At 72.0% G+C, this 13,090-nt stretch carries 10 protein-coding genes; 3 read left to right on the top strand and 7 right to left on the bottom strand.

Features of this window, described 5'->3' with window-relative positions; genetic code table 11:
• Positions 1-11: 11 nt before the first annotated feature.
• From menD to Q4A22_RS02315, 7 genes are all read right to left on the bottom strand, one after another.
• Positions 12-1,817, bottom strand: coding sequence for a 2-succinyl-5-enolpyruvyl-6-hydroxy-3-cyclohexene-1-carboxylic-acid synthase (gene menD, locus Q4A22_RS02345; protein ID WP_303176912.1), 1,806 nt, complete (start codon positions 1,815-1,817; stop codon positions 12-14).
• Between the two features lie 149 nt (positions 1,818-1,966).
• On the bottom strand, positions 1,967-3,307 hold the full coding sequence (locus Q4A22_RS02340) for a sulfate adenylyltransferase subunit 1 (protein ID WP_303176911.1): 1,341 nt from the start codon (positions 3,305-3,307) through the stop codon (positions 1,967-1,969).
• A gap of 2 nt (positions 3,308-3,309) precedes the next feature.
• A complete protein-coding gene (gene cysD / locus Q4A22_RS02335) occupies positions 3,310-4,227 on the bottom strand; it encodes a sulfate adenylyltransferase subunit CysD (protein ID WP_303176910.1) in 918 nt (305 codons plus the stop codon).
• On the bottom strand, positions 4,209-4,946 hold the full coding sequence (locus tag Q4A22_RS02330; RefSeq protein ID WP_303176909.1) for a phosphoadenylyl-sulfate reductase: 738 nt from the start codon (positions 4,944-4,946) through the stop codon (positions 4,209-4,211). Before Q4A22_RS02330 ends, cysD begins: the two co-directional genes overlap by 19 nt.
• Complete coding sequence (locus Q4A22_RS02325; RefSeq protein WP_303176908.1) at positions 4,943-6,655, bottom strand: nitrite/sulfite reductase; 1,713 nt, start codon at positions 6,653-6,655, stop codon at positions 4,943-4,945. Before Q4A22_RS02325 ends, Q4A22_RS02330 begins: the two co-directional genes overlap by 4 nt.
• A gap of 369 nt (positions 6,656-7,024) precedes the next feature.
• Positions 7,025-9,250: a PhoX family phosphatase gene (locus tag Q4A22_RS02320; RefSeq protein WP_303176907.1), complete on the bottom strand. Its 2,226-nt coding sequence runs from the start codon at positions 9,248-9,250 to the stop codon at positions 7,025-7,027.
• Positions 9,251-9,389: 139 nt separating this feature from the next.
• Entirely contained in the window at positions 9,390-10,409 is a 1,020-nt protein-coding gene (locus Q4A22_RS02315; RefSeq protein WP_303176906.1) for an o-succinylbenzoate synthase, read from the bottom strand.
• Positions 10,410-10,806: 397 nt separating this feature from the next.
• Here Q4A22_RS02315 and Q4A22_RS02310 point away from each other — a divergent pair, with 397 nt between their 5' ends.
• From Q4A22_RS02310 to Q4A22_RS02300, 3 genes are read left to right on the top strand one after another with little or no spacing between them, the layout of a single operon-like run.
• On the top strand, positions 10,807-11,100 hold the full coding sequence (locus tag Q4A22_RS02310) for a hypothetical protein (protein WP_303176905.1): 294 nt from the start codon (positions 10,807-10,809) through the stop codon (positions 11,098-11,100).
• Positions 11,101-11,102: 2 nt separating this feature from the next.
• A complete protein-coding gene (locus tag Q4A22_RS02305) occupies positions 11,103-12,443 on the top strand; it encodes a glycosyltransferase (protein ID WP_303176904.1) in 1,341 nt (446 codons plus the stop codon).
• Positions 12,440-13,090, top strand: coding sequence for a family 16 glycoside hydrolase (locus tag Q4A22_RS02300; protein ID WP_303176903.1), 651 nt, complete (start codon positions 12,440-12,442; stop codon positions 13,088-13,090). Before Q4A22_RS02305 ends, Q4A22_RS02300 begins: the two co-directional genes overlap by 4 nt.

The raw sequence follows: 13,090 nt of genomic DNA, 5'->3' as shown, positions 1-13,090 counted from the left end.
CGGCCCCGCCGTCACCGGCCAGCGTTACCGGCCAGGTGCTGCTCCGCGGCCCGGGTCCCCGCGCGTCGGGCCGCGGTGTTGAAGTCCCGCAGGGTCTCCCGCTCCAGCACCACCTCCACCACGCGGCGACCCACCACCGGAGCGGCGAGCGCGGCCGCGAGCTCGATGGCGGTGTCCACGCGCACGTGCTCCACGCCGTACGCCGCGCACAGCTCCGCGATCCCGGCCCGGTGCGGGGTGCCGAAGAACCGCTCCACCGCCGCGGTGTAGCGCTCGTCCCGGCCCAGCCCACCGTGCTCCAGGGTCTGGAAGATCCCACCGCCGGAGTCGTTGACCACCACGGTGTGCACGTCCGGGACCTTCTCCCCGGCACCCACCAGGAAGCCCCCGGCGTCGTGCAGGAACGTGAGGTCCCCCATGACCGCCCGCACGGGCCGACCCGTGCCGAGGCCCACGCCGTGGGCGGTGGCCACGGTGCCGTCGATCCCGGCCAGCCCGCGGTTCGCCACCACGGGCACCGGGTCCGCGGCTCGCGCCACGAGGTCCATGTCCCGCACCACGGTGGAGGAGCCCACCACGAGCACCGAGCCGTCCTGGCAGCTCGCGTCCCACACGGCACGCGCCACGTGCAGGCGGGTCAGTCCCTCCTGGGCGTCCGCGCAGCGCACCACCGCGGCGTCCGCGGCCGCCCCGGCCTGCCGCCACGCGCGGAACCACCCGGGAGCCACGGGCCCGACGGCGCTCGCCGCCTCCCCGAAGGAGCGCACGGCGGTCTCGGGGCGGCGTCCGGGCACGAACCAGGGGGCGGGCCCGGGACGCACCGCGAGCACCCGCACGTCCGGGCGCCGGAGCAGGGCGGCCACCGAGCGGCTGAGGGTGGGACGGCCCACGAGGACCACGGTGTCCACCCGCTCCCCCAGCGAGGAGGTCAGCAGGCTCTCGTAGCAGGCCAAGGCGGCCTCCCCCGACCGGGCGTTCGAGGACGGCTCGGCCAGCAGGGGGATGCCGTGGGCCAGGGCGAAGCGCGCGGTGGCGGCCCCGGCGCCGTCGCCGGCGAGGACCACGGGGTGGGAGGTTCCCGTCCCGGCCGGTGGCACGGGCTCAGGGGTCGGGGTGGAGGGCAGGAACGGCTCGGGCACCACGGACCACGGGTGCGCCACGGGCTCGGTGGCCGTGCCGGAGCGGACGCGCCGCAGCTCGCGCGTGAGCTCACCGGCCCAGTCGGCCAGGTGGGTGTGGTCGGCGTCGGAGACGGGGTGGAGGGGGTCGCGCAGGGCCACGTTGAGGTGCACGGGACCCGGAGCGTCCTCGCGGTCCCCGGACAGCGCCGCCAGCGGGCGGCGCAGCAGGTACTCCAGGTCCTCGCGGTGGTCCTCGTCCGTGAGGTCGGAGCCCTCCGGTGGCAGCAGGTCCACGGCGGCGCGCACGAAGTTGGCGAACATGCCCGGCTGCTGGGTGGTCTGGTTCGCGCCCGTGCCCCGCAGCTCGGGGGGCCGGTCCGCGCTGAGCACCACCAGGGGCACGCCCGCGTGGGAGGCCTCCATGACGGCGGGCAGCAGCTCCCCCACGGCCGTGCCGCTCGTGGTGACCACGGCACAGGGGTGCCCCGTGGAGCGGGCGATTCCCAGGGCGGTGAACCCCGCGTCCCGCTCGTCGATCCGCACGTGCACGCTCAGCGCGCCGCTCGCGTGGGCGGCCGCCGCGGCGTACGCGAGCGGGGCGGAGCGGGACCCCGGGGAGACCACCAGGTGCCGCATCCCGCGCAGCGCGAGGGCCCGCAGGACAGTGGTGGCGGAGAGCAGACTGGGCGTGATCACGCCGCCGACGCTACCCAGCCCCGCCGACACGCAGAACGGCGGCCCTCCGCGCGGGCCCGGTCGACGGCGTCGCGGTTCTGGGCGGACGAGACCGCCCCCCCCGGGCAGCGGGCTGTCGGGGGCGGTGCGGGGCGGGGTGACCCGGGGGCTCAGATGTCCCAGTCCCCCGCGTCCACCCGGAGGTTGCCGAGCACGCCCGGGGTGCGGGCGCCGTCGTCCTGGACCATGCCCGCGGCCTGGGTGCGCCCGGACTGCGGGTCGATCAGCAGGAACGACCCGAGCGCGTGGGAGCGGGTGTAGGCCGTGGTGAACAGCGGCTCGGCCACGCGCAGGCTCACGCGGCCGATGTCGTTGAGCTCGAACGCGGACACGGACTCCGCCGCGAGGCTCTCCAGGTTCAGCCGACCGTCCAGGGAGCCCACGATGCCGCGGACCACGCGCGTGCCGTGCTTGAGCAGGACGCGCTGGCCCTCGCGCAGGGGCTGCTCGTCGTCCAGCCAGCACACCACGGCGTCCACGGACTTGGAGCCCTCCGGCGCCGCGGCGGGCGCGGCGATGAGGTCACCGCGGCTGATGTCGATCTGGTCCGCGAGGCTCAGCGTCACGGACTGCCCGGCCACGGCGCGCTCGGCGGGCGCGCCGGCCACGTCGATGCGGGTGACCGTGGTGGTGCGGCCCGCGGGCTGGACCCGCACGGTGTCCCCCACGGCCACGGACCCGGAGGCCACCAGACCGGCGTAGCCGCGGTAGTCCGTGAACTCCGGGGACAGCGCCGCGGACTGCGGGCGGATCACGGTCTGCACGGGCAGGGCGAACTGCTCCTCCCGGGTGAGCTGGGAGGCGTCCGGGAGGTTCTCGAGCCACTCCAGCAGGGAGGGGCCCTCGTACCAGGGGGTCTGCGCGGAGCGCTCGGCCACGTTGTCCCCGCGCAGGGCGGAGACGGGGATGGTCCGCAGCGCCAGCACGCCGAGCTCGTCCGCGAGCGCGTGCAGGTCCCGGTCCAGGGCCTCGAAGGCCTCCTGGGCGTCGTCCACCAGGTCGATCTTGTTGACCGCCACGATCAGGTGCGGCACCCCCAGCAGCGCGGCCACGGCCAGGTGGCGGCGGGTCTGCTCCACGATCCCGTGGGTGAGGTCCACGAGCACGACCAGTGCGTCCGCGGTGGACGCCCCGGTGACCGTGTTGCGGGTGTACTGCACGTGCCCGGGGCAGTCCGCCAGGATGAAGCTGCGCGCGGGGGTGGCGAAGTAGCGGTAGGCCACGTCGATGGTGATGCCCTGCTCGCGCTCGGCCCGCAGCCCGTCGGTGAGCAGCGCGAGGTCCGCGGAGCTCAGCCCCCGGGACTCGCTCACGCGCTCGATGGCCTCCAGCTGGTCCACCAGGATGTTCTTGGTGTCGTGCAGCAGCCGCCCCACCAGGGTGGACTTGCCGTCGTCCACGCTGCCGGCCGTGGCGATCCGCAGCAGGCTCGCTGTGTTCTCGGTGCTCATCTCTAGAAGTAGCCCTCTCGTTTGCGGTCCTCCATGGCGGCCTCGGAGACGCGGTCGTCCGCGCGGGTGGCGCCGCGCTCCGTCAGCGTGCTGGTCATAACCTCGGCCAGCACCTCCTGGGCGGTGGCGGCCGGGGACTCCACGGCACCCGTGCAGCTCATGTCCCCCACGGTGCGGTAGCGCACCGTGCGGGTCTGCACGGTCTCCCGCTCGCGCGGCTGCACGTGCTCGCCCACGGCCAGCCACATGCCGTCCCGGCTCACCACGTCCCGCTCGTGGGCGTAGTACAGGGAGGGCAGATCGATGCCCTGCTCGGTGATGTAGGACCAGATGTCCAGCTCCGTCCAGTTGGACAGCGGGAACACCCGCACGTGCTCACCGGGGCGGTGGCGCGTGTTGTAGAGGTTCCACAGCTCCGGGCGCTGGTTGCGGGGGTCCCACTGGCCGAACTCGTCCCGCAGGCTGATGATCCGCTCCTTGGCGCGGGCCTTCTCCTCGTCCCGTCGGGCGCCGCCGTAGACCACGTCGTGGCGGCCCTCGGTGATCGCGTCCAGCAGGGGAACGGTCTGGAGCTGGTTGCGGGTGCCGTCCGGGCGCTCGGCCAGGCGGCCGTCGTCGATGTAGTCCTGCACGGACGCCACCTCCAGCCGGATCCGCAGCCGCTCCACGGTGCGGTCCCGGAACTCCAGGACCTCCGGGAAGTTGTGCCCGGTGTCCACGTGCAGCACGGGGAACGGGATGGGTGCCGGCCAGAAGGCCTTGGCGGCCAGGTGCAGCATGACCACGGAGTCCTTGCCGCCGGAGAACAGCAGCACGGGGCGCTCGCCCTCCGCCGCGGTCTCCCGGAAGATGTGGATGGACTCGGCCTCCAGCCGCTGCAGCTGGGTCAGTGTGGTGGTGTTCACAGGTGGATCCCGCATTCCGTCTTGCCCGCACCGGACCAGCGCCCGGCCCGGGGGTCTTCTCCGGGGGCCACCCTGCGCGTGCACGGGGCGCACCCGATGGACGGGTAGCCCTGGCTCAGCAGCGGGTTGACCACCACGAGGTTGGTTTCCGCGTACTCGACCACGTGGTCGAAGCTCCAGTCCACGATGGCGTTGATCTTCACCATCTGGTGGTGCTCGTCCCACTCCACGGGTGCGGCGTTCGCACGGTGGGGGGTCTCCTCGCGGCGCAGTCCGGTGACCCACGCCTCGTAGCCCTCCAGCGCCCTGTCCAGCGGGGCCACCTTGCGCATTCCGCAGCACAGGCCGGGGTCGCGGTCGTGGAGCTTGGCGCCGTACCTCTCGTCCTGCTCCGCCACGGTGAGCTCGGGCAGCAGGGTGCGCACGTTCACGGGCCACTCGCTCGCGAACCGGTCCCGGGTCTGCAGGGTCTCCGGGAAGTGGTAGCCGGTCTCCAGGAACAGCACGTCCACGTTCTTCAGGTGGGTGCTCACCAGTGCGGGCACCACGGTGTCCGAGGCCATGGAGCACGCCACGGCCAGCTTCTTCCCGAAGGTCTCCGCGGCCCACGCGAGCACCTCGTCCGGGTCCGCGTCCCGCAGCCCGAAGCGCGCCTGCGCGTCCTCCACGAGGGCCTTGAGCTCCTCGGTGGAGCGGGTGCGCCCGGGGGCGGTTGTCGTGTCGGTGGTGGTCATTGCAGTGATTCCTCCTGGGCGCTCAGGGCCCACTCGGCGAAGCTCTGGTGCGGCTCGCGCTCCCGCAGGAAGGTGCGGGTCACGCGCTCCACGTAGTCGGGGAGGTCGTCCGCGGTCACCTTGAGCCCGCGCACGGTGCGGCCCAGGCCGCCCTCCTCCCGGTCCGGGGAGGCCAGGCCGCCGCCCAGGTGCACCTGGAAGACGTACTCCTCCCCGATGTACTGGCCCTTGAGCCCGATGTCCGCGGTCTGGATGCGGGCGCACGAGTTGGGGCAGCCGTTGACGTGCAGTGAGATGGGTGTGGGGATCTCCACGTCCGTGAGCCGCTGCTCCAGCTCGTCGATCACCCGGGCCGCCAGGCCCTTGGTCTCCACGAACGCGAGCTTGCAGAACTCGATGCCGGTGCACGCGATGGTGGAGCGGCGGAACGGGCTGGGCTTCGCGTGCAGCCCGTGCGGCGCCACGGCCTCGATCAACCCCTCCACGTTGTTCTCGGGCACGTCCAGCACCAGCACCTTCTGGTGCGGGGTGAGGCGGATGCGGGTGGAGCCGGCGGCCTCGGCGGCGTCGGCCAGGGCCACCAGCGCGTCCCCGGAGAGCCGGCCCGCGGTGAGCGCGAAGCCCACGTACCGGTTGCCGTCCACCTGCTCGTGCACGCCCACGTGGTCCGCGTGGCCCACCGCGCGCTCGGGGGCGGGGCCGTCCGGCAGCGCGCGGCCCAGGTACTCGTCCTGGAGCACCTGGCGGAACTTCTCGGTGCCCCACTCGGCCAGCAGGAACTTCAGGCGGGCCTTGGTGCGCTGCTTGCGGTAGCCGTAGTCGCGGAAGATCCCGCACACCCCGGCCCACACGGGCACCACGTCCTCGCGGGACACGAACACGCCCAGCCGCTCCCCCAGGCGCGGGGACACGGACAGCGCGCCGCCCACCCACAGGTCGTAGCCGGGGCCCAGCTCGGGGTGGTTCACGCCCACGAAGCTGACGTCGTTGATCTCGTGCACCACGTCCAGGGTGGGGCTGCCGGTGATGGCGGTCTTGAACTTGCGCGGCAGGTTCACGTACTCGGGGTTGCCGATGAACTCCTCCCGCAGTGCGGCGAGGTCCTCGCTGGGGTCCAGGACCGCGTTCTTCTCCACGCCCGCCACCGGGCTGCCCAGGAACACGCGGGGCGTGTCCCCGCACGCCTCCAGGGTGGTGAGCCCCACGGCGTCCAGGCGGTCCCAGATCTCCGGGACGTCCTCCACGCGGATCCAGTGCAGCTGGATGTTCTGCCGGTCCGAGACGTCCGCGGTGCCACGCGCGAATTCCTGCGAGATCCCGCCCAGCACGCGCGCCTGCTCGGTGCTCAGCTGCCCGCCGTCCAGGCGGATGCGCTGCATGAAGTACTCGTCCGAGAGGGCCTCGGCGTCCAGCTTGGAGGTGTTCGCCCCGGCCACGCCCTGCTTGCGCTGGGTGTAGAGGCCCAGCCAGCGGAACCGGCCGTGGACGTCGTCCGAGGGGATCGAGGCGTAGCCGGTCTTCGAGTACTCCTCGATGATCCGCTGCCGGACGTTGAGGGAGTTCTCCTCCGCCTTGAACTCCTCGTTGTGGTTCAGGGGGGTGCGGCCGCTGACCTTCCACTGGCCCAGGTCGGTGCCCTTGCGGGGTCCGCGCACGCGGCCGGACTGCGCCGTGGGCGGTCTCTGCCCGGTCTCTGCGGGGGTGGTCATGGGTGCTCCTTGGGTGAGAGGGAGACGATTCGTCCCAACGTACAGAGCCCTCGCGGACCCCCACGACCCACCGTCACAAACACGTCACACAACCGGCGTCCCCGCAGGTCACACGCGCCTTTCTTCCCGCCGACGACGCCGCCGCGCCCAGTTGCCGCCGCCTCTCACCCGGGTGCCGGGCGGCGGGGGCTGGGTGGACCGGGTGGACCGTGTGGACCGTGTGGACCGACCAATGGTGCGCTGGGGGCAGGGCGGGCGCGGGCGGCGTCGTCGTCCGGGGGCGGAGGTGGTGCCGGGAACGGACGAGCGGGCGGGGCCGCGAGTGCTCGCGGTCCCGCCCGCCGTGGTGGCGCCCGGTGGGGTGCCGGCTCAGCCCTCGTAGCTCTTGGGAGCCTGCTGAGCGCGCTGCCGGAGCTCGCGCGTGGACTTGCCCTGGTAGCCGCGGTACTTGGGACCGGTCTTCCCGTTCTTGCGGCGCTTGCCCTGGTTCTCGGTCTTGCCGGGCTGGTCGCTCACGCCGCCCGGGAACTGCGGCTTGTTGCTGCGGTTCTTGCGGAACACCTGGACCACGGCCGGGCGAGGCATGGAGAACTCGCCGGGGCCCAGGCGCGTGGGCAGCGCGTAGTCCGGGAAGTACGAGCGGGGCTGCTCGAAGGAGCCGTCCTCGCCCGGGTGCTGCACGGAGATGTAGACCATGCCCTCGGTGTCGTGGACCACGGGTCCGCAGGTCTCGGCGTCCTGGGGGACCGCCAGGAACTGCTGCACGCGCCCGCGCTCGGTGCCGGAGAGGGCCACCTTGAACAGGCCGTCGTTGTAGCCGATCTTGGAGGGCGCACCGTCCGTGGAGATCCACAGGTTCCCGGAGTTGTCGAAGGCCAGGTTGTCCGGGCAGGAGATGGGAGAGACCTTCTCCTTGGGGAAGCCGCCGAAGTACGTGCCGGAGTCCTTGGTGGGGTCACCGCACACGAGCAGCAGGTTCCAGTCGAAGCGGGTGGCCTGCGGGAGGTTGTGCCGCTCGGTGAGCTCCAGGACGTAGCCGTCCCGGTTGCCGGTCCTCGGGTTGGCCTCGTCCACACCGGCCTTGCCCGCCGCACCGCGGTCCGAGTTGTTGGTCAGCGCCGCGTACACCTTGCCGGTGTGCGGGTTGGGCTCCACGTCCTCGGGACGGTCCATCTTGGTGGCACCGGCCTTGTCCGCGGCCAGGCGGGTGTAGACCAGCACCTGCTCCACGGACATGTCCTTGACCATCGACTTCCCGCCCTTGACCAGCGGCAGCCACTCGCCGGAGCCGTCGAACTCGCCGTCCGCGGGCAGGGTGCCCGTTCCGGTGATCTGGCGCTGCGGGGAGTTGCCCTTGAGCCTGGCCACGTAGAGGTCGCCCTCGGACAGCAGGGTCATGTTGTGCTTCTTGTCCCCCGCCTTGTACTTCTTGGCGGAGACGAACTTGTAGATGTACTCGAACTTCTCGTCGTCACCGGAGTACGCCACCACGGTGCCGTCGTCCCCCACGCGCACGTTCGCGCCCTCGTGCTTGAAGCGGCCCATGGCGGTGTGCTTCAGCGGGGCGGAGTTCGGGTTCTGGGGGTCGATCTCCACGACCCAGCCGAAGCGGTTGGGCTCGTTCTTGTACCCGGGGATGCGGGCGTCGAAGCGCTTCTCCACCTCGGGCCAGCGGCGGGAGGGCATGGTGGTGGGGAAGCCGTACCGCTTCTCCTCCGCGGTGCCGGAGGTGATGAAGTACTGGTGCACGTTCTCCTCGCCGGAGAGCACCGTCCCCCACGGGGTCACGCCGCCCGAGCAGTTGTTCTGGGTGCCCAGCACGCGCTTGCCCGTGGGATCGTCCTGCGTCTTGAGCAGGTCCGAGCCCGCCGCGGGGCCGTCCAGCACGAACGGGGTGGTCAGGGTGATGCGCCGGTTGCGGGCGCCCCCGCGCACGTACGTCCAGGGCTCCCCCACCTTCGCGCGGGTGATCTCCACGACGGACATGCCGTGCGCCTGGATGGTGGTGCGCACCATGTTGGCCAGGTTCGTCTTGTCGTAGCCCGTGGGGAACATGGTGTTCTCGTTGGTGTACTCGTGGTTGTTCACCAGCACGCCCGTGAGCCCGTTCGGGTCCGGGATGATGTCCAGGTAGTCGGAGTTGAAGCCGAACTGCTTCGCCTGGGCCTCCGGGGTCTGGTTCTTGGGGTCGAACTCCGGGGAGTCGTAGAACATGGGGTCGCCCCAGCGGATGATGGGCGACCAGTCGAAGCCCTGCGGGACACTGAGGTCGTCCACGGTCATGTCCACGGGCTTGATGGGCGTGAAGTCCAGGCGCGCCCTGCCCTGGCCCCAGTAGCCGTACGTGGCCTGCGCGGGCTCGGAGCTCGCGGCCACCACGCCCACGGTCAGGGCGCCGGCGGCGCCCAGACCCAGGGCCGCGCGGCGGCTCACGGCGGCGGAGATGATGTCGTGCCCGTACTCGTTGGCGGAGGTGTTGGCGTCCGGCGTCATGCACTGGCTGCCGCACTTGAGCTCGCACGTGAGCGGGCTGCGCTTGCCGTTCACATGGCCCAGCATGGGCAGCAGACGGCGGCGTTCGGGTGCTTGTGTCATGGAGTGGCTCCCTGGGTGAGACATGCATTGGCGCATGTCAGCGAGTGGTTCCGTGAGCCACCTCACCACTGCCGTGTGATCGCCGGGCGACCGCCGGGCGAACTGGAGGTGAACCGCGCCCGGTGACCGTCCGACGTCGTCAGCCCCGGTCCCGCTCCCCCGCGAGCAGCGCGTGGGTGCGGCGCAGCCTCTCCAGCCACCAGTCCCGGCGCTCGCCCGTGACGGCGTGCTCGGCGAGCAGGGCCTGGTCCACGGCGACGTCCCGCACGGGCAGGAAGCCGTCCACCGGCCGCAGCGGCTCGGCGGTGACGTCCGCCTCCATGAGCGAGAGCGTGCCGAGCCCGCACGCGTACGGCAGCTCGGGCAGTGCCGCGGCCAGGGCCACGCCCGCGCGGATGCCCACGGAGGAGTCGATGGCGGAGCTCACCACGGCGGGCAGTCCCGCCTGCGCCACGATGTCCAGGGCGCGGCGCACTCCCCCGAGCGGCGCCACCTTCACCACGATCAGGTCCGCGGCACCCGCGCGCGCCACGGCCAGCGGGTCCTCTGCCTTGCGCACGGACTCGTCCGCGGCGATCAGCGTTCCCACGCCCGCCTCCCGCAGCCGACGCCGCACGCTCGCCAGACCCTCGACGCTCGCCACGGGCTGCTCGGCGTAGGCGAGGCGGAACTCGCTCAGCGCGCTGAGGGCGGCCACGGCGGCGTCCTCGTCCCAGCCCGTGTTGGCGTCCACGCGCAGCTCGGCCTCGGGGAGGAGGTGGCGGACGGCGGCGACGCGGGCGACGTCGTCCGCAAGGCCCTGGCCGCGCTCGGCCACCTTGATCTTCACGGCGTGGACCTGCCCGTCGTAGCCGCGCAGGACGTCCGGGACGCGCTCGGCGGGGACCGCGGGGACGGTGGCGTTCACGGGAACCCGGTCACGGACGGGCTCCGGGAAGCCCTGCCACGCGGCCTCGACCCCGGCGCGCAGCCACGCGGCGGCCTCAGCGTCCCCGTACTCGGGGAACGGGCCGAACTCGCCCCAGCCGGCGGGGCCGCGGAAGACCACGGTCTCGCGCTCGGTCACGCCGCGGAAGGTGACGCGCATGGGGAGGGAGACCACGTGGGCGGAGTCGAGGAGATCGGGGAGCGCAGGAAGGGTGAGGTCTGGGGTGGGCATGGGTCCAGGGTAGGCGGAGCGGCCGGACGGCCCACCCGTCCCGGCGCCCCCCGGCTCGTCCCGGTCTCACCGGCCACCTCGTCCCACGAGGTCACGGAACCCCCGCCGACGAGGGCCAGGACACCGCGTAACAAACAAGAATTTTCGGAACGCACCTCTCGGCAATGTAAATGCATATTCATCGTCATTGGCGGCAAAAACCGCGGGATGGTGACGAATCAACCCGATCTGTTCACGGACCGGCGGTTTCCCCGCTCCCATTCCGTCACCGTCACACCTTCACTTTCGCAACTCCGACCTGTCATGGTGTTCCCAGGCCACGCATCGTGGCACGTCAGCGGCGTTTCAGGTCCGGGGGGATCCGCGCCACTTCCGCAGGTGAATCGGGGGATTCCACATGCCTGTCCACGTCCTGTCACACGCCGCATCCACGGGTGAGTTCCTGCAGATCTTCCTGCAGGGCGGCAGCCGCATGCTGCTGATGATCGCCATGGCCCTGTTCCTGGCCTATCTGCTGTTCTTCCTGGGGACGGTGTCCATCGCCAGCGCGATCACCACGTGGCACCAGATCCGGCGCCGCCCGCGCCAGGCGGCCCACCCGCGGGCCATGGCACCCATCACCCCGGAGGCGGAGCTGCCCCACCAGGAAATCCCTGGGCGGGGTCGGCACACCGTGCGAGCGGAGGGCTGACCGTGGTCCTGCTCTTCGGCCACCGCGTGGACCTGGTCCTGGTGCTCGCCGTGGTCCTGGTGACCGTGAGCGTGCTGTACGGGCTGTTCATCCTGGTGCTCTCCCGCTTCGAGCCCCGCGGCGCCCAGGACCGCAGGGTGCGGATCGAGCGCATCCCAGGGCACCTGAAGGTTGTCTTCGTGGTGCCGTGCCTCAACGAGGAGCGGGTGCTGCGCCCCAGCCTGGAGCGGCTCACCGGACTCGACCACCCGGACGTGGAGATCATCGTGATCGACGACGGCTCGGACGACGGCACCGCCGAGATCGTGACCTCCTTCCCGGATCCTCGTGTGCACCTGTTCCAGCGCACCCTCCCGAACGCCCGGCAGGGCAAGGGCGAGGCGCTCAACGCCGCCGTCCAGCACCTGCGCACGAGCGAGCTGATCGCGGGCACCGCCCACTCGGACGTGGTCGTGTGCGTGATGGACGCGGACGGCCGCCTGGACCCGCACGCGCTGGCGGACGTGATGCCGCTGTTCAAGGACCGCCGCCTGGGCGCGGCCCAGATCGGCGTGCGCATCAACAACCGGGCGCAGAACCTGCTGGCACGGATGCAGGACGTGGAGTTCGTGCTCTACACCCACGTGTTCCAGCGCGGGCGGCGCCACCTGGGCAGCGTGGGGCTCGGTGGCAACGGCCAGTTCGTGCGGCTCTCGGCGCTCAACGGCCTGGGGGCCTCCCCGTGGTCCCGGAGCCTCACCGAGGACCTGGACCTGGGTGTGCGGCTGCTCATGGACGGCTGGCAGACCGAGTTCGTCTCCACCGCGTCCGTTCACCAGCAGGGCCTGGTGGACGTGAAGCGCTGGGTCAAGCAGCGCACCCGGTGGTTCCAGGGCCACCTGCAGTCGTGGAACCTGGTGCCGTGGGTGCTGCGGGACCTCACCGGTGCCCGGCGCGCGGACCTGGTCTACCACCTGACCAGCCCGTTCCTGCTGCTGCTCACCTCCTTCCTCACGCTCGCGTTCGCGTTCTGGGTCCTGGACCTCGCGGTGGGTGTGGTCACCGGCACCGCGGTGGTCTCCGGGTGGTGGCTGTCCTCCTACCTGATCGCGTTCGGGCCGGCGCTGCTCTACGGGCTCGTCTACTGGTCCCAGGAGCGGCACAGCGGACTCTCCGCGCTGAAGGCGGTGGGGCTGATCCACCTCTACGTGCTCTACGCGGTGCTGTGGTACGTGGCCGGGTGGAAGGCGGCGTGGCGCGCGGTGCGCGGCCAGAACGGCTGGGCCAAGACCGAGCGGGTGGTCGAGAACCAGGAGCAGGTTGACGCCTCGGCCGCGGAGCTGACGGCGGAGGCCCATGCATGAGGCGCCGCGGCGTCGTCGTGGGCGTGGTCGCGGTGGTGCTGGTGCTGGCCGTGGTGGCCGTCATGAATAACCTCTGGCGCGTGCAGCCCTGGGCGGACGGCTCCACGCACGGGCGCTGGCAGGTCATGTACACGGGCTACGGCACCGTGAAGGGCACCGACGACCAGGTGCTGCTGGAACCCCACGCCGCCGAGGCCGCGAACGTGACCCACGGCGCGCTCGTGCACACCGTGGACAGCTACCAGGACGCGGACTTCGCGGTCACCGTGCGCACGGAGGAGCAGCTGCGCCGCAACGACTCCCCCAACGTGTGGGAGGTGGGCTGGGTGCAGTGGAACCTGCGCGACAACGACCACTTCTACGCGGTGGCCCTGAAGCCCAACGGCTGGGAGGTCTCCAAGCAGGACCCGGCCTACCCCGGGGCGCAGCGCTTCATCGCCTCCGGCACGGACCGCACGTTCCCCGTGGGCGAGGACCACCGGGTGGAGGTCACCCAGGACTGGCCCCGCATGACGGTCACCGTGGACGGCACCGAGCTCGCCACGGTCACCGACGACGACTCCCCCTACCGCGGGGGCGCGATCGGGCTCTACACGGAGGACGCCCGGGTGCTGTTCCGCGACTTCGAGGTCACGGGACAGGGGTGA

It is taken from the genome of Kocuria sp., assembly GCF_030530945.1.
Classification (GTDB): Bacteria; Actinomycetota; Actinomycetes; order Actinomycetales; family Micrococcaceae; genus Kocuria.
Note: the sequence above shows the minus strand (reverse complement) of the source record. Positions and strands in the feature narration are given on the sequence as shown.